The 17,432-nt window shown below is 36.1% G+C and carries 18 protein-coding genes; 13 read left to right on the top strand and 5 right to left on the bottom strand.

What is annotated here, in order from left to right; translation table 11 throughout:
* Nucleotides 1-16 precede the first annotated feature (16 nt).
* Both alsS and budA read left to right on the top strand, forming a co-directional pair.
* Nucleotides 17-1,675: an acetolactate synthase AlsS gene (gene alsS, locus ID741_RS13370; RefSeq protein ID WP_218324703.1), complete on the top strand. Its 1,659-nt coding sequence runs from the start codon at nt 17-19 to the stop codon at nt 1,673-1,675.
* A 3-nt stretch (nt 1,676-1,678) separates the two neighbouring features.
* The gene (budA, locus tag ID741_RS13365; RefSeq protein ID WP_438720294.1) at nt 1,679-2,389 is read left to right on the top strand and encodes an acetolactate decarboxylase; all 711 of its coding nucleotides are present in this window, start codon (nt 1,679-1,681) and stop codon (nt 2,387-2,389) included.
* An 88-nt stretch (nt 2,390-2,477) separates the two neighbouring features.
* Here the strand turns inward: budA and ID741_RS13360 are convergent, their stop codons facing one another.
* Nucleotides 2,478-3,839 (bottom strand): peptidoglycan DD-metalloendopeptidase family protein, encoded by a 1,362-nt coding sequence (locus tag ID741_RS13360; protein ID WP_218324705.1) that lies wholly within the window; start codon nt 3,837-3,839, stop codon nt 2,478-2,480.
* A 269-nt stretch (nt 3,840-4,108) separates the two neighbouring features.
* Here ID741_RS13360 and ID741_RS13355 point away from each other — a divergent pair, with 269 nt between their 5' ends.
* Both ID741_RS13355 and ID741_RS13350 read left to right on the top strand, forming a co-directional pair.
* Nucleotides 4,109-4,585, top strand: coding sequence for a GAF domain-containing protein (locus ID741_RS13355; protein WP_438720293.1), 477 nt, complete (start codon nt 4,109-4,111; stop codon nt 4,583-4,585).
* A gap of 106 nt (nt 4,586-4,691) precedes the next feature.
* Nucleotides 4,692-4,916 carry a hypothetical protein gene (locus tag ID741_RS13350; protein ID WP_218324707.1) on the top strand — a complete coding sequence of 75 codons (225 nt, stop codon included), beginning with the start codon at nt 4,692-4,694 and terminating at the stop codon, nt 4,914-4,916.
* Between the two features lie 70 nt (nt 4,917-4,986).
* On the opposite strand, the gene ID741_RS13345 is transcribed toward ID741_RS13350, so the two are convergent.
* The 3 genes from ID741_RS13345 to acnA are packed head-to-tail and all read right to left on the bottom strand — an operon-like array spanning nt 4,987 to nt 9,135.
* Nucleotides 4,987-5,199, bottom strand: a complete 213-nt coding sequence (locus ID741_RS13345) for a hypothetical protein (RefSeq protein WP_218324708.1) — start codon at nt 5,197-5,199, stop codon at nt 4,987-4,989.
* Nucleotides 5,200-5,259: 60 nt separating this feature from the next.
* Nucleotides 5,260-6,477 carry an NADP-dependent isocitrate dehydrogenase gene (gene icd, locus ID741_RS13340; RefSeq protein ID WP_438720292.1) on the bottom strand — a complete coding sequence of 406 codons (1,218 nt, stop codon included), beginning with the start codon at nt 6,475-6,477 and terminating at the stop codon, nt 5,260-5,262.
* On the bottom strand, nt 6,478-9,135 hold the full coding sequence (gene acnA, locus ID741_RS13335; RefSeq protein ID WP_438720291.1) for an aconitate hydratase AcnA: 2,658 nt from the start codon (nt 9,133-9,135) through the stop codon (nt 6,478-6,480).
* A gap of 169 nt (nt 9,136-9,304) precedes the next feature.
* Here acnA and ID741_RS13330 point away from each other — a divergent pair, with 169 nt between their 5' ends.
* The gene (locus ID741_RS13330) at nt 9,305-10,651 is read left to right on the top strand and encodes a citrate/2-methylcitrate synthase (RefSeq protein ID WP_438720290.1); all 1,347 of its coding nucleotides are present in this window, start codon (nt 9,305-9,307) and stop codon (nt 10,649-10,651) included.
* Nucleotides 10,652-10,670: 19 nt separating this feature from the next.
* Here ID741_RS13330 and ID741_RS13325 read toward each other — a convergent pair whose 3' ends face one another.
* The gene (locus tag ID741_RS13325; protein ID WP_438720289.1) at nt 10,671-11,678 is read right to left on the bottom strand and encodes a HesA/MoeB/ThiF family protein; all 1,008 of its coding nucleotides are present in this window, start codon (nt 11,676-11,678) and stop codon (nt 10,671-10,673) included.
* A gap of 113 nt (nt 11,679-11,791) precedes the next feature.
* Between ID741_RS13325 and moaC the strand changes: the two genes are divergently transcribed.
* The 8 genes from moaC to ID741_RS13285 all read left to right on the top strand — a co-directional run bounded on the left by moaC (nt 11,792) and on the right by ID741_RS13285 (nt 17,387).
* Nucleotides 11,792-12,265, top strand: a complete 474-nt coding sequence (moaC, locus tag ID741_RS13320) for a cyclic pyranopterin monophosphate synthase MoaC (protein ID WP_438720288.1) — start codon at nt 11,792-11,794, stop codon at nt 12,263-12,265.
* Nucleotides 12,266-12,396: 131 nt separating this feature from the next.
* Nucleotides 12,397-12,819, top strand: a complete 423-nt coding sequence (locus ID741_RS13315) for a molybdenum cofactor biosynthesis protein MoaE (protein WP_218324714.1) — start codon at nt 12,397-12,399, stop codon at nt 12,817-12,819.
* Nucleotides 12,803-13,048 (top strand): MoaD/ThiS family protein, encoded by a 246-nt coding sequence (locus ID741_RS13310; RefSeq protein ID WP_218324715.1) that lies wholly within the window; start codon nt 12,803-12,805, stop codon nt 13,046-13,048. The genes ID741_RS13315 and ID741_RS13310 overlap by 17 nt, the downstream gene beginning before the upstream one ends.
* A gap of 4 nt (nt 13,049-13,052) precedes the next feature.
* Entirely contained in the window at nt 13,053-14,069 is a 1,017-nt protein-coding gene (gene moaA, locus ID741_RS13305) for a GTP 3',8-cyclase MoaA (protein WP_438720287.1), read from the top strand.
* A 122-nt stretch (nt 14,070-14,191) separates the two neighbouring features.
* Complete coding sequence (locus ID741_RS13300; RefSeq protein ID WP_438720286.1) at nt 14,192-15,163, top strand: molybdopterin-binding protein; 972 nt, start codon at nt 14,192-14,194, stop codon at nt 15,161-15,163.
* A gap of 14 nt (nt 15,164-15,177) precedes the next feature.
* On the top strand, nt 15,178-15,846 hold the full coding sequence (gene modB, locus ID741_RS13295; protein WP_438720285.1) for a molybdate ABC transporter permease subunit: 669 nt from the start codon (nt 15,178-15,180) through the stop codon (nt 15,844-15,846).
* Complete coding sequence (locus ID741_RS13290) at nt 15,843-16,871, top strand: sulfate/molybdate ABC transporter ATP-binding protein (protein ID WP_438720284.1); 1,029 nt, start codon at nt 15,843-15,845, stop codon at nt 16,869-16,871. Before modB ends, ID741_RS13290 begins: the two co-directional genes overlap by 4 nt.
* A 12-nt stretch (nt 16,872-16,883) precedes the next feature.
* Nucleotides 16,884-17,387 carry a MogA/MoaB family molybdenum cofactor biosynthesis protein gene (locus tag ID741_RS13285; protein ID WP_218324719.1) on the top strand — a complete coding sequence of 168 codons (504 nt, stop codon included), beginning with the start codon at nt 16,884-16,886 and terminating at the stop codon, nt 17,385-17,387.
* The last annotated feature ends 45 nt before the right edge of the window (nt 17,388-17,432 follow it).

Raw genomic sequence — 17,432 nt, 5'->3', positions numbered from 1 at the left:
TAGGAGATGTATAACAGTGGCGAAAAAAGGATCAGAAATTATTGTTAAAAGTTTGGAAAATCATCAAGTTCCCTATATTTTTGGTATTCCAGGTGCGAAGATTGATGGTGTTTTCGATGAATTAGAAGATCATGGACCGCAATTAATTTTAGCACGGCATGAACAAAATGCAGCCTTTATGGCACAAGCAATCGGGCGATTGACTGGTGAACCAGGGGTAGTGATTGCTACCAGTGGGCCTGGAGCGAGTAATTTAGCAACAGGCTTGGTGACTGCAACAGCTGAAGGAGATCCTGTATTAGCTTTAGCTGGTCAAGTCAAGCGATCAGATTTAGCAAAATTAACTCATCAAAGCATGGACAACGCTGCGTTATTCGAGCCTATTACTAAATATAGTACCGAAATTCAAGATCCAGAAACATTATCGGAAATTATCGCGAATGGCTATCGGATTGCAAAAACTGCTAAAAAGGGAGCAAGCTTTCTTTCTATTCCTCAAGATGTCACAGATGGAGAAGTTAATGGGGAAGCAATTAAGCCACTAGCGACACCAAAACTAGGAGCAGCTTCCAAAAAAGAAATTGGAGACTTAGTCGAAAGAATTAAAGCTGCCAAATTACCAGTCTTGTTAGTTGGTATGCGTGCGTCAGCAGAAGCCGAAACAGCTGCAATTCGTCACTTAATCGCAAAAACACATTTACCAGTAGTAGAAACTTTCCAAGGCGCTGGAATTATTTCACGTCAATTGGAAGATGACTTCTTTGGTCGGGTGGGTTTATTTAGAAATCAACCAGGCGATATGTTGTTGAAACGAAGTGATTTAGTTTTGGCGATTGGCTATGATCCGATCGAATATGAAGCTCGAAACTGGAATGCTGAAAAAGATGCCCATGTGGTTGTGATTGATGAAGTTCAAATGGAAATTGATCAATTTATGCAACCAGAATTGGAATTAATTGGAAGTATTGCACAAAATATTGATTATTTGGCAGATGCTTTTAAAGAACCTTATCACTTACCAAAAGATTCATTAGATTATCTAGCGACGTTACAAGAAAAGTTGAAAATAGATGACAAAAATCAAGAAAGAGGGCAAGATGGAGTTGTACACCCATTGGAAGCCATTAATGTTTTACAAAAAAATGTGACTGACGAAATGACAGTAACTGTTGATGTTGGGAGTCATTACATTTGGATGGCACGTCACTTTAGAAGCTATGAACCAAGACGTTTGCTATTTTCTAACGGGATGCAAACATTAGGTGTCGCTTTACCTTGGGCAATTTCAGCTGCTTTAGTGCGACCAAATACGCAAATATTTTCAATTTCAGGTGATGGAGGATTTTTATTTTCAGCTCAAGAGTTGGAAACAGCAGTTCGTTTGAAGTCAAAAATTATTCATATTATTTGGAATGATGGCGCCTATAACATGGTGGAATTTCAAGAAGAAATGAAGTATGATCGATCTTCTGGTGTAAAATTTGGCCCAGTTGATTTTGTAAAATATGCGGAAAGTTTTGGCGCAAAAGGATTGCGAGCAACTACAGCTGAAGAGTTAGACGCAGCAATTAAAGAAGGAATGGACACAGAAGGACCAGTAATTATTGATGTGCCAATTGATTATTCGGATAACCAAGAATTAGGCAAAACAATGTTGCCAGATCAATTTTATTAAGAGGTGAATACTTTGAATTATTTATATCAACATGGTACGCTTGGCGGTTTAATGGCAAGCTTGATGGATGGCACAGTCGCAATTTCAGATATGTTGCAACAAGGTGATTTAGGTATCGGGACATTGAGTGGATCGAATGGCGAATTAGTTATTCTTGACGGTGTTGCTTATCATGTTAATGAAGAAGGAAATGTCCATATTTTAACGGGTCAAGAGTTGGCTACGTATTCTGCAGTTACTAAATTCGTTCAACAACAGACTTTTCCAATTGATCGATTAAAGGATAGCCAAGAAGTAAAACAAGAAATTTTAGATAAACTAAGTCCCAACTTGTTTGCTGCTGTGAAAATTACCGGAACTTTCCAGCATATGCATGTGCGGGTGGTGCAAAAACAAGAAAAGCCTTATCCTAAATTTGTTGAAGTTGCAAGACATCAACCAGAATTTGAAACAAATGACGTGAAAGGGACGATTGTTGGCTTCTTTACCCCCAGTTTATTTCATGGGGCTTCTGTTGCAGGGTTTCATCTTCACTTCATTAGTGATGATCGCACTTTTGGTGGTCATGTTTTAGATTTTAAATTAAGTGAAGGCAAGGTCGCATTAGAAGAGCTAGAAGAGTTCCGTCAACATTTTCCGATTAATGACCAAGACTTTTTGGAACAAGAAATAGATTTTGATAGTATTTCAAAAGATATTGAAGAAGCTGAATAGCATATAGTTGAAAGTAGTAAAGGAATTTTCTTTACTACTTTTTTTGCAAAAAAACCCTCTTATAAGAAAGAGGGAAGTGTTTTAAATATTAAATTCCTAGTAATGGTGCTGGATTTAAGAACCCTGACCATAAAGCTGTTGATACACCGAAGTGTAAATGAACACCAGTTGAATTACCAGTAGTTCCCATGCCACCTAATACTTGTCCAGCACTCACAGATTGACCAACACTTACACTTGGTGATGAAACCATATGCATGTAGTAAGTGTAGTAGCCATCTGGATGTTGGATAACAACATGGTTCCCAGCTGACCAATGGAATCCTGATTCTACAACAGTTCCTGCTTTTGAAGCAAAAATTGATGTACCAGTTGCGCCAGCGAAATCAATACCATCATGTTGGGTACCAGAAGCACCAGTTGGATCAACTCGTCCACCAAAAGGACTAGTGACAACTAATGAAATTCCTAGAGGTGATGCAAAACCACTTGCATTACTTGCAGGAGCGCTAGTTGATGGTGTTGGTGTAGAAACTACTGTATTATTATTTGCTGTTGCATCTGTAGCTGTTTGAGCCACTTGCGCTTGTTCTTGTGCCGTAGCTGCTGCTACTTGTGCCGCCGCTGCTTGTGCCGCAGTCTCAGCTTCAGCTGCTTGTTTTTCAGCTTCTTCAGCCGCTTTTGCTGCTGCTGCTTGGGCTTCTTTTTGGGCTTGTTGACGAGCTTCTTCTTCAGCTTTACGTTGTTCTTCTAAGACTTTCAAAGCTTCTTCACGTTTTCTTTCCGCTTCAGCTTGTTGTGCTTGATATTGTTCCTTTTGACTAACTTCAGTTGCTAAGTTTGCTTGAAGTTGATTTGCTTTTACATCTTGTGAAAGCTTTGTTTCAACTAGCTTATCTTGTTGTGCTTTTAATTCATTTGTTTTAGTGTTGATGGTTTCTAATTTTGTTTTGGCTTCAGTTTCTAGTTTTTTCAAGGAATCTTTATCGGCTTTTTGTTGCGTCATAGTTTCATTACTAGTAGAGACCATTTTAGTGACCGCTACTGTTTTTTCAACAAACTCACCAAATGATTCAGCATCGATTACAGCACTGACAAGATTCATTGAACCTTGGTCTGTTTGAACGTTTCTAGCTTGTTCTTTTAAGCGTGCTTCACGTTTTTCGATTTTTTCTTGTAAAACTTGGATTTTACTAGTTAATTCACTTAATTTTTCTTCTTCAGTTGTTTTTTGTTTTAACACATCATTTACTTGTGTTTCTAAATCAGTAATTTCTTGTTGAATTGTACTTTGTTGTGTTTGAACTGCGCCCTGTTGGCCAGTTAAATCAGCAATTTTTTGATCTTGCTCAGCAATTTTTTGGTCATATTCATCAGCACTTGCCGCTAAAGGGCCGCCTAACGTTAGTGCACATACTAGTAATGCAGTAGATTTCTTGAATTTGATCATTTTTAATCCTCACTTAATCCTTTTATTTATCTCAATAATTTATTGTCAATTCTTCGATAATACCATAATTGATTATATAGAAATATTTGAAGGAAAAAAGTAAAAACGATGAATTTTTATCCAATCGTATTTTTTGTAACCAAATTGAAATAAAAATCTAGTTCATTTATCTTGAAATCAGCTTGACACAGTCGCAATTATTTGATTTTATTCCAATTATCAGTTGAAATGATAAAGTAATCTATATTGCACCTAAGGAGATGACAAAAATGAGTTGGAAAAATCAAGAAGAAAAAAAGGCAGCTTATGATTTATTGTTAATGCAACAAGAAGCATTGTTGGAAGGAGAAAGTGATCTCATTTCGATATTAGCAAATTCATCTGCATTGTTAAATATGACCTTACCAGATACTGTTTTTGCAGGGTATTATCTTTATAAGAACGAAGAATTAATTTTAGGACCTTTTCAAGGTGGGGTTTCTTGTGTGCATATCAAACTGGGCAAAGGAGTATGTGGCGAAGCAGCGGAAAAGAGACAAACAATGATAGTTGATAATGTTTTAACTCATAAAAATTATATCGCTTGTGATTCTAGTGCTCGTTCTGAAATTGTTGTTCCAATTGTGAAAAAGGATAATTTGATTGGTGTGTTAGATATCGATAGTACAGAAATCGGTAGTTATGATCAAATGGATCGAGAATATTTAGAGAGATATATTACATTATTAATGAAGTATGTGGATTAAATGATCTAATAAGATGATTATATGAGAAATATTCGGTTTGTATAGCAATCTTTTTGAAGAAATGTTACGATGTAAACGTAGTCAAATTAATCAATGAGGTGAATATATGAATAAAGAAGCGATTATTGTTGGAAGAAACTATGAATGTCGTAAAAATGATTTTGCCCGTCCGATCATTGGTGAGGTGATTCAGTTAGAAGATGACAAGTGTGTGGTTGATGTTCAACGATTTTATGGACTGGATGTCGATAAAATTGATGCGTCTAACGGCAAAATAGAAGTTAAATATAGTGAAATTCACGGCGTTTCTAATGGTGTATTCTTTAATTAAATATCTTTGAGAGCTTTATCTTGAGTTTGAATTACAAAAAGACTCCTTAGCATTTTGCTAAGGAGTCTTTTTAACGTAATCCTTGGTATAATTCTGAAGCAAGGATTTCTTTGATAACTTCACCATTATAACCTTTTGGGGTTGATTCATCTGGGCTATTTTTATAGCGATAATCAACTAATTTTTCATCTTTGTAGTAAGCCCAAATCATTTCATCGCCGATTTCTTCAAGATCTGCTCGCAAGTCTAACAATAAATCACTGATTGAATCGTAGTAATTCATTTGCTCACCTCCTACATCTATTTTAGGCAAAAGGATAGCAGAGCGCAAGTTGTTATGATTTTATAATAACGAAATCAAATAGTCACCGAACTCACTAGTTGAAAGGGCCTCAATCTTCAATGCAGAAGCGAAATCTTTAGTTACTTTATGATCTTTTAGTGCTACTTCGATGGCGTTGATAATTTTTTGACTGGCTTCATTCCAGCCTAAGTAATCTAACATCATCGTTGCCGAAAGTAATAATGAGCAGGGATTAGCATAGCCTTTACCTGCAATATCCGGTGCTGTTCCATGAGTAGATTCAAAAATAGCGAAGCCGGTTTGATAATTAATATTTGCACCAGGCGCGATGCCAATGCCGCCAACTTGTGCTGCTAGAGCGTCAGAAATGTAATCTCCATTTAAATTAGTTGTCGCAACAACTTGAAATTTTTCTGGATATAATAAAATTTGTTGTAAAAAATTGTCAGCTATCACATCGTCGACGATAATTTTTCCAGCAGCTTTAGCTTCTTCTAAAGCAGCATCAGCAGCAGCTTGATTTTCCTGAGTCAGAATATCTTGATATTCTTTCATTGTAAAAGTTTGCGGGAAATCATTTTTCAATAATTCATAACCCCAATTTTTAAAGCCACCTTCAGTGAATTTCATGATATTGCCCTTATGAACGAGCGTTAAGCGCGTAAGCTTGTTTGCAATAGCATACTCAACTGCTGAGCGAACAAGACGCTGGCTACCTTCCTTAGAGATTGGTTTGATTCCAAGAGCCGTAGTTTCAGGGAAGCGAACTTTACTGACATTTAATTGTTTATTCAAAAAATTAAACAATTCTGCTTCCTCTTTGGAATCCTTCTCAAACTCAATCCCAGCATACACATCTTCAGTATTTTCTCTAAAAATTGTCATATTGGTTTTTTCAGGTTCCTTTAATGGTGAAGGAACGCCAGGGAAATACCGAACAGGCCGCACGCAAGCATATAAGTCAAAATCTTGTCGTAAGGTCACATTTAGCGAACGAAATCCTTCGCCAATTGGGGTAGTTAATGGACCTTTAATAGCAATTTTATGCTCTGAAATGGCTGCTAATGTTTCTTCAGGTAACCAAGTGCCTGTTTCTTCAAAAGCTTTTCCACCAGCTAAAACTTCCAACCAATTAATTTTTTTCTCATCTTGATAGGCAGCAGTTACCGCAGCATCTACCACTTTTTCAGTAACTTGCCAAATCTCAGGGCCAATACCGTCACCGGCAATATAAGGAATAGTAGGTGTATTAGACAATTAGGCACGCTCCTTTATTTTTTTTCTAATAACTAAGGGTAAAATACCTTGGTTTTTCCAATAATCAATATCAGCTTGCGCATCAAACCGTAGCTTTACTTGAAATTTAAATGGGTTCTCACCAGTTACAGAAACTGTAACTAACTGTTGAATCGTAGGTTCAGCTGGTAAATCAAAGCTGAATTGTTCATTTCCAGTCAATCCTAAAGTCTCGGCATTTTCTCCCGGTAAATATTCAAATGGGACAATGCCCATCATAACTAGATTACTACGATGAATTCGTTCATAACTCTCAGCTAAAACAGCTTTTACACCCAATAAGGCAGTTCCTTTAGCTGCCCAATCGCGGGAAGAACCCATACCATAGTCCTTTCCAGTTAAAATGACAGTATTTTGATGGTTTTCTTGATATTTCATTGCTGCATCATAGATTGACATTTCTTCGCCAGTTGGTAAATATTTGGTATAGCCGCCAGTTATTTCAGGTGTTAATTGATTTTGCAGCCGAATATTGCCAAAAGTTCCCCGCATCATTACTTCATGATTACCTCGTCGTGAACCAAATGAATTAAAATCTTTGTAAGTTAAGCCCGCAGCTTTTAAATATTTTCCAGCTGGAGAATCCAAACCGATATTTCCAGCAGGTGATATATGATCTGTCGTAACAGTATCACCAAATTTTGCTAAAACCGCTAAATTAGATAAATCTTGATTGATGGTAACTTCTTTTGTTAAGTCTTCAAAAAAAGGTGGGTTTGCTATATAAGTCGAAGCACCATCCCAACTATAGACAGCACCTACTGATGTTTCAATTTGATTCCAACGTTGATTTGAATGATAAACATCCTTGTAAGCTTCTGTGAAATCTTCAGGTTCTAAATAATTAGCAATATAGTTTTCGACTTCTTTATTACTAGGCCATAAATCTTCTAGATAAACGGGTCCTGCTGGGCCTGATCCAATTGGTTCATTGGTTAAATCTTTAGTGACCGTCCCAGCTAATGCATATGCAATGACTAAAGGTGGTGAAGCCAAATAGTTTGCTTTGATCAATGGATGAATCCGTCCTTCAAAATTCCGATTGCCAGATAAAATAGCCGAAACAACCAAATCATTTTCCTTAATTGTTTCTTCGATAGCGGGATCTAAAGGACCAGAATTACCGATACAAGTGGTACAGCCATAACCAACTAAATCAAAACCAAGCTGTTCCAGATAAGGCATTAAACCACCTTTTTCTAAATAACTTGTGACAATTTTTGATCCAGGGGCTAATGAAGTTTTAATAAAATCAGGAACGGCTAATCCTTTTTCAATCGCATTTTTGGCTAATAGTCCAGCGGCCACCATGACCGATGGATTTGAAGTGTTTGTACAGCTTGTAATTGCAGCCAATGCTAAATCACCAGTTTGTAGTTTTTCATTGCGATCTTTGACTACAGCAGTTTTTTGAATTTCTGCTGTTGTTAACCCAAATCCTTGAGGACCAGCCGGATTCGTTAAAGTCGTTTTAAAATTTTCTGCTACTTCTTTAACTGGAATGCGGTCTTGTGGACGTTTCGGTCCAGCTAAAGCTGGTTGAATATCAGCTAAATTTAAATGGATAATCCGTGAATATTCAGCTTCTTTTGTTGGGTCGTAAAATAAATGATTTGCTTTAGTGTAAGCTTCTACTAGTGCAATTTGTTCTTCTGAACGTCCAGTCAGACGTAAGTATTTCAAAGTTTCCTGATCAATCGGGAAATAACCACAAGTTGCTCCATATTCTGGTGCCATATTAGCAATAGTTGCTCGGTCAGAAAGATTGAGTTTTTGATAACCTTCACCGAAATACTCAACGAATTTTCCAACAACTTTTTCGTTTCTAAGCAGTTGTGTCAAATGTAAAGCTAAATCAGTTGCATTTGTACTAGGATGGAGTTGACCACTTATTTTCACACCAATTACTTCAGGTGTTGGAAAATAAGAAGCTTCTCCTAAAATTGCCGCTTCGGCTTCAATTCCACCAACTCCCCAGCCTAAGACACCTAAGCCATTGATCATAGTTGTGTGAGAATCAGTTCCTTCTAAAGAATCAGGGAAAAGAATTTTTTCGCCTGCTTTTTCAGCGGTTAGAACAACATCAGATAGATACTCTAAATTTACTTGGTGAATAATGCCTGTTTCAGGAGGGACAACCTCAAAATTATCGAAAGCTTGTTGCGCCCACTTTAAAAATTGATAACGCTCATGATTACGTTCGAATTCTTTTTCGGTATTGTATGCTAGACTGGTTTGCTTTCCAGCACAATCAACTTGAACCGAATGATCGACTACTAGTGTCACGGGAATTTCTGGATTAATTAGTTGCGGTTTGCCACCCAGTTTAACGACAGCATCTCGCATCGCTGCTAAGTCGACAATGGCAGGTACACCTGTAAAATCCTGTAAAATGACACGAGAAGGTCGGAAAGGAATCACGCCGTCTGGTTTTTTTGCATCGTAATTCACTAAATCAGCTAAATCTTCGGATTCATTGTGACGGATTAAACTCTCTAATAATATGCGAATGCTGTAAGGATACTTCGAGATATCTTTTCCCAAGGAACTTACAGTTGATTCTAAATCAAAAAAGGTATATTGTTCGTTATTTACTGTTAGCTTTTTTTTGTTATCCAAAATCTATAACCTCCATCATTGTTATTTCATAGAAATCTTTTGACTAATTATACGGTGAAAAAAAAAGAAAGTAAATCTATTTGTTAAAAGTATTTCATTTTAAAATAATGATGCTATAATGTAAATCAAATTACTTATGCATAAAAAGATTGGTTAGGAGGACATATCCATGTTAGATTTGAATCAAATGGCAGCGCTTTGCAGAAAAGAAGACCAATTAGATACTTCATTATATAATAAATATGATGTAAAAAAAGGTTTACGAGATATTGATGGGAAAGGTGTTTTGGCAGGTTTGACTAATATTTCTACAATTTATCCACAAAAAATTGTAGATGGAAAAATTATCTCTGATAAAGGAGAGCTACGTTATCGAGGAATTGATATTAATCAATTGGTAGGTGGCTTTGTTTCTGAAGAGCGTTTAGGCTTTGAAGAAATTAGTTTTTTGTTATTATTTGGACAGTTACCAACCTCACATGAACTTGAAAATTATCAGCAGATTATTGCTAAAAAACGAACGCTCCCGAAAAACTTCACGAGAGATGTTATCATGAAAAAACCTTCTCATAGTATTATGAATGCGATGTCACGAAGTGTTCTGACCCTTGGCTGTTATGATGACCAAGTAGATAATACGTCAATTGAAAATGTTTTGGATCAAAGTCTTTCATTAATAAGTATCTTTCCGATGTTAGCAGTCTATGCTTACCATGCCTATAATCATTATGATAATCAAGGAAGTATGTATATCCATCGACCAGATGAATCTTTAAGTGCAGCTGAAGCGATATTGACAATGTTACGACCAGATAAAAAATATACTTTCCAAGAGGCACAAACTTTAGATATGGCATTAGTTCTACATATGGAACATGGCGGTGGGAATAACTCAACATTTACCACTCGAGTAGTGACTTCCAGTGGCACAGATACTTATTCAGCCATTGGCGCAGCATTGGGATCGTTAAAAGGACCTAAACATGGTGGCGCAAATATTAAAGTGACACAAATGATGGATTTTTTGAAAAAAGAAATTACTGATCCTACGGATGATGAAGAAATCTATAATTATTTGAAAAAAATTCTAAACAAAGAAGTCTTTGACCAACAAGGGTTGATTTATGGTATGGGTCACGCAATTTATGGAGATTCTGATCCAAGGGCAACAATTTTCAAAAATTATGTTGAAAAATTAGCGAGTGAAAAGGGTTCAGAAGCACAAGCGGAATTTGACTTGTATCGACGTATCGAATATTTGGCCCCCAAAGTAATTGCTGAAGAACGAAATATTTATAAAGGTGTGAGTGCTAATATCGATTTCTTCTCGGGGTTTGTCTATCATATGCTGGGATTGCCCGAAGAATTATACACACCAATGTTTGCGATTGCCAGAATTGTTGGTTGGTCTAGTCATCGGATTGAAGAATTGGTAAATGGTAATAAAATCATTCGTCCGGCCTACATGGAAGTATCTCATGATTTAGAGTACACGCCGATTAATTTAAGAGGATAAATAATAGGAGATAAGCAAATTAATGCTTATCTCCTATTATTTTTTTAAACTTTTCAAAAACAGGGGTTACTTCAGATAAATCTTGATAGCCGTAAAAAAGCATGCGACCATTTTTAAAACTGGTCATATTATACTGATTTAGTTTTATTTGAATAGCTAAATTATTTTTCTTGTAAGTTAAGTTTTCTTTTTGGGCGTATTTTTCCAGCAATTGAAGATCTATATTAGAAAAATTTGCTTGAAAAATATTACCACAGGCTTTTTTTAATGATACGGTTTGGGTTTCAATCGGCAGCTTATGTTTTGAGCAAACAGGACAATCTGTGTTTTTAGAAATTTTAAATTGGTAAGTATGAAAAGGCCAAGCTTCTATGACGTGCATCGTGTGCCAATCAATCAATTTTGGCTCAACAATTAACTGAAAAGCTAATGAAATTTGAATGCTAGAAATCATTGGAATTAATGGTGTAATTACCCCTAAAGTTTCACAGCTTTGTCCTTCTAATTCAGTAAGATTAGGAAAAACACAATTTAAACAAGGTCCCTTACTAGGATGTAGCGCCATTACTTGTCCACTTGTCCCTCCACATGAGGCAAAAATAAAAGGTTTTTTATAATGCAAACAAAAATCATTAATGAAACTGCGAACTAAAAAATTATCGGTACAATCTAATACTAAATCCACCATTTGAAATTGTTCAAAAATACCATGGTCAAAGTAAGCTTGTTGCGTAGTGACTTCGACAGCAGGATTAATTTGCTGTAATTGTTCTGCAGCAGCAATTACTTTTGGCCTCTTTTTTTCTGCATCTACCGTTGTAAAAAGTGTTTGACGCTGTAAGTTACTTAATTCGACGGTGTCAGGATCAATTAAAAATAAGTGTTTAATTCCAGCACGGACAAGCTGCTCAGCAGCGTATGTACCAAGAGCGCCACAGCCAACAATTAGAATAGTTGCTTGAGTAATTTTATCTTGTCCGGTTTGTCCAATTTTTGAAACACGGATTTGACGATCATAACGGTTCATAGCTTTTTCCTCACAATTTGATAAAATAAATGTAATAACTATCTCAAAAGTAACATATAAAGCAGTTTTTGTAATTGTATTTTTTAAAATTGAATTTCTAGGAGGACTAATAAATGGATAATTTAACGCATTTTAATCAGCAAAATCGTGCCAAAATGGTGGATGTTAGTGAGAAAGCTGTAACCACTAGAGAAGCAACTGCGACGGTGAAAATTATTATGGCAGAAGAAACGCTACAACGAATTCATGCGGGACAAGTGAAAAAAGGAGATGTGCTGGCGGTTGCACAAGTTGCTGGAATTATGGCTGCAAAAAAAACCAGTGAATTAATCCCCATGTGTCATCTTTTGCCGTTAAGTGGTGTGGATATTCATTTCTCTGACAATCAGATTGATACGTTAACAATCACAGCAACTGTGCGAGTGAATCATCAAACCGGTGTTGAAATGGAAGCCTTGACCGCTTGTCAAATTACTGCTCTGACCGTTTATGATATGTGTAAAGCGATGGATCGAGGAATGCAAATTACGGACTGTCATTTAGTAGAGAAAAAAGGTGGTAAGAGTGGTCACTTTGTTTACAAATAAGAATCAATCTTAAATAATAAAAAAATATATTTTTTTAGGTATCAAAAAAATTATTTTTGTAATATAATATTTGGTAAGGAAACGTTTGCAAAAATAAGCGTAAGAGAACTTTTATAGGAAGGTATGTTCTTATGGCCATCATAAAATTACAAACAGAACCAATCCAAGTAAACGAACTGTATCAACAATTAAAAGATCCGAAATTTGGTGGGATTGTGACTTTTAATGGCACAATTCGTGAGTGGACCGGGGACATACAAACTCAAAAAATTGAGTATACTGCTTACCATCAAATGGCGATTAAAGAATTAGAAAAATTAGCAGCCCCTGTGGAAGCAAAGGGCGCTCGTGTAATTATTGTTCATCGCTTAGGGGAACTAGCTGTAACTGATGAAGCAGTTTTTATTGGCGTGGCAATGCCGCATCGTAAAGAGGCTTTTGAAGGTTGTGAATATATCATTGATCATTTAAAGGAAACTGTCCCAATTTGGAAAAAAGAATTGAACAAAAACGAAACAAGATGGGGAGGAACGATGAATGGTGAAGACAATTAAATTATTTGCTTATCTAAGTGAGCAAGTAAGCCCGGAAGTTTCATTGGAATTACCAGAACAAATTGACAAAGAGATTATTCTTTCAGCAATGAGTCATGCTTATCCATTGTTTAAAGGAGAAATTAAGACGTGTAACGTGGCAATCAATCAACAATTTGTGATTGACGAAAGCTATTTTTCTCACGATGTTGCTGAAATTGCTTTGATACCGCCAGTTAGTGGAGGTTAGAACTATGATGAAACCAGAAACGAAAATTTTAAAAGATCGTTTTGGGCGAGTCCATGATTATGTTCGTATTTCTGTGACTGATAAATGCAATCTACGTTGTGTTTATTGTATGCCAGAAGAAGGATTACCTTTTTTTCCAGATGACAAAGTATTAAGTGGTCATGAAATTATTCAAATGGTAGAAAATTTCGCTGCTATGGGTGTAAAAAAAATACGCCTGACAGGAGGAGAACCATTATTACGGCAAGATATTGAAGAAATAATTACTGGTATTGCTGAAATTCCTGAAATTGAAGATATTTCAGTTACAACCAATGGTTTAGCATTAGTTAAAAAAGCTGAAAAATTATACCAGGCCGGATTAAATCGCTTGAATATTAGTTTGGATACTTTTGATCCAGTTAGTTATAAAACAATGACTCGCGGTGGCCAATTACAACGAGTACTAAATGGAATTGAAGTCGCCAGCCAGTTGCCTTTTGATAAAATCAAAATTAATACGGTTATTATCAATGGCCAAAATGATCATGAAATGGTTGATTTTTTAAAATATTCCATTGATCATGATGTTAATGTTCGCTTTATTGAATTTATGCCGATTAGTCAGGAAAATAAAGCGGACTGGGCGAAACAATATATGGGTATTGAACAAGTTTTTGATATTTGTGATATGCAAGGTTGGAAAGTTGAAGCAATCGATTTAGCAGGAAACGGTCCTTCTGACAATTATAAAATAGTTGGTGGGAAGGGGAGCTTCGGCTTGATTCATCCGATCAGCTGCAATTTTTGTGAAAGCTGTAATCGTCTGAGAGTTACCGCGGATGGTTGTGTGAAATCTTGTTTATATTGGGATGAAGAGGATAGCGTTAGAGAAGAAATTGCTGATTTTTCAGCTTTTGAAGAAAAAATTCAAACTATTTTAGGGACAAAACCAGAAAACCATGAAATGGCCTTAGCAGAAGCTGATAAAGTAAAAGATAAGAAGCCAACCTGGCGACACATGAGTCAAATTGGTGGGTAAATAAAGTGCTAAATAATTTTAAACACACCAAACTTTTTTTCAATAAAGCGCTATCTTTTAAATTGTGAACGTGGTAATCTTAAAATAAGATTACTGCGTTTTTTTATGAAGGAGGGATTTATTTGCAAACAATAGCTACAAAAGATGCAGTCGGTATGAGACTAGTCCAAGACGTAACTCAGATTATTCCAGGTGAAAAAAAAGGTCCTCGCTTTAAAAAAGGGCATTTGATAAAGTCGGAAGATGTTCCAATTTTGTTATCGATGGGGAAAGAAAATCTCTACGTTTGGACAGAATCTGACGATATGCTCCACGAAGAAGCGGCAGCGGAAATATTATATCAAATGTGTGCTTCTGAAAATGTTTATCCAACTGATGTTTCAGAAGGGAAAATTGAAGCAAAATCTAAAGTCTCGGGTTTATTAAAAGTTGACGTGGAACGTTTAAAGAAACTTAATAGCTTTGGTGAAATGATGATTGCGACAAAGCCAACTTATTTTGAAGCTGAAAAAGATCAGACTGTTGCAGGAATGCGAGTTACTCCTCTATTTATTGAAAAAGAAAAAATGAATCAAGTTGTCGAGTTAGTTGGCCCAGCACCGCTACTTGAGATTGCGCCATTTAAGTTTAAAAAAGTTGCAATCGTTACTACAGGGAGTGAAATTTTTAAAGGACGAATTAAAGACGGCTTTGAACCAGTGCTTAGAAAAAAAATGGCTGCCTATCCGACTGAAATTGTTGCAGTGAAAATAGTTGATGATCAATTATCGATGATTAAAGAAGCGATTAACGAAATGTTGGCAATTGCCGATATCGTTTTATGTACAGGTGGAATGAGTGTTGATGCTGACGATCTGACACCGCGAGCAATTAAAGAAAGTGCGGATGATTTTGTAACCTATGGAACGCCAGTTTTACCGGGCGCCATGTTTGCGTTGGCTTATACAAAAACCGGTCAAGCAATCATGGGATTGCCAGGCTCAGTTATTTTTGCTAAACGAACTGTTTTTGACCTTATTTTCCCTCGTATTATGGCAGATATACCGGTCGATTTTTCTGATATTGCTGATTTAGGACACGGTGGATTATTGTAGAAAGTTGGGATTTTATGTCACCATTTATGCTGTCAATGAAGACGGCACTAGTTTCGATTTTGATTACTTTTGTAATGGGTTTACTAACGGCAAAGTTCGTTAGTGGTTTACGGCACAAAAGTATTCGAGCAGTTTTTGATGGCCTTTTAACTTTACCAATGGTTTTACCGCCAACAGTTGCTGGTTTTTTCTTATTATATCTTTTTGGTGTTCAGCGACCATTAGGAAAATTATTTTTGGAAATATTTAATTGGCGGATTGCATTTTCATGGGGGGCAACGGTGATTGCAGCAGTAGTCATTTCTTTTCCATTGATGTATCGATCCGCTCTGGGTGCATTAGAACAAGTGGATGAAAACTACTTGTATGCCGCTCGAACATTAGGATTATCCGAAACCTATATATTTTTACGGATACAGCTCCCTTTGGCAACTCCTGGAATTTTATCAGGTGGAATTTTAGCATTTGCGAGGGGTTTGGGAGAGTTCGGAGCCACAGCGATGATTGCTGGAAATATTCCAGGAATTACTCGTACCTTACCGTTATCAATATATTCTTACGTGTCTGCGGGTCGTATGCAAGACGCCTATAAAGAAGTAGGAATTATTGTCGTATTTTCATTTGTTATTGTTGTGCTAATGAATGTGCTAACTTTTAAAAGAAGAAAAAAGGGAAAAATATGAGCTTAGAATTGAAAATAAAAAAGAAACTACAGGAATTTACTCTTTCAGCAGAAATTACTTCACAGGATGATTTGACTGCATTATTAGGAGCTTCTGGTTCTGGAAAAAGTATGCTTTTAAAATGTATCGCTGGAATTGAAACACCAGATGAAGGATATATTCGTTTAAACGGACGAACTTTATTTGACTCGCAGGAAAAAATCAATTTGAAACCGCAAAAAAGAAAAGTAGGCATTTTATTTCAAAATTACGCTTTGTTTCCTAATTTCACTGTCCGTCAAAATATTGCTAGCGGATTAAAGAAAAAATCTAATCAACGAACCAACCAGCTATTACAGCAATTCGAGCTAGAAAACATAGCTAATCAATACGGCGAAGAGTTATCAGGTGGTCAGCAGCAAAGAGCCGCATTAGCTCGCTTGTTAGCGAGTGAACCTGAAATTTTATTACTAGATGAACCTTTTTCCGCGTTGGATACTTTTTTAAAAGATAAAGTCGAATTAGAAATGAAAAATTTCATTAATAATTATCAAGGAGACGTGTTCATTGTTACCCACAATCGTAACGAAGCCTATCGTTTATGCGAAAAACTAATTATTTTGCATCAAGGGGAAACACTTGAACAAGGTGATTTAAAAAAGATTTTCGCAAAACCTAAGTATTTGGCCACATCAAAATTAACTGGCTGTAAAAATTTTTCAGCAATTGAAAAAATAAGTGATTATCAACTACGTGCGCTTGATTGGGGTATTGAGCTAACAACTAATGAAAAAATATCAACAGACGTTAGTTATCTTGGGATACGTTCTCATTATTTTCAAGCAGGACAAGTAGGTGAGCAAAATACATTTAAAGTGAAAGTAATCGACCAAACAGAGAGTCCTTTTGAAATTCAAAAATATTGTCAGACTGAATATTCAGACGAAATCATCTGGTGGGAATATGAAAAAAATCAAAAAGCAGCTGAAAAATTTTCCGGTCATTTGAAAATTTCAGCTCAAGATATTCAATTACTTAAAAATTAGGAGGTAAAAATAGTGGCTTTTAAAGTCGTTGTAATAACTGCAAGTGACAGTGGCTATGCTGGAAAAAGAGAAGATTTAAGTGGAGAAAAAGTAATTGAAATTTGTCAAAAAAATCAGTTGTCTGTCATAAAAAAAATAATCTTACCTGATGAAGCTGCCTTATTAAGTCAAACGATGGAACAAATAGCTGATCAAGAAGAAGCTGATTTAATCTTAACGACTGGCGGTACGGGCCTTGCTCCGAGAGATTGTACACCAGAAGCAACACTAGCCATTGCGGATCGAATGGTTCCTGGTTTTTCAGAAGCAATGCGCAGCTTAAGCTTGCAAATAACAAAGCGGGCGATGCTAAGTCGGGGCGTTTCGGTTACAAGAAAAGCTACATTAATCATTAACTTACCGGGAAGCACCAAAGCAGTTGATGAGTCTTTGTCCTACATTATTGATCAAATCCCTCATGCATTGGCCTTATTAAAGAATCAAAAGCAAGCTTCTCAAAATCATTTTGAAAAATAAATATTTTTTATAAAAGATTATTGACGTTTTTTGAAATTATTTAGA

It is taken from the genome of Enterococcus sp. AZ103 (assembly GCF_051714685.1).
GTDB lineage: Bacteria > Bacillota > Bacilli > Lactobacillales > Enterococcaceae > Enterococcus_A > Enterococcus_A alishanensis.
This window is presented reverse-complemented; position numbering and strand designations above follow the sequence as displayed.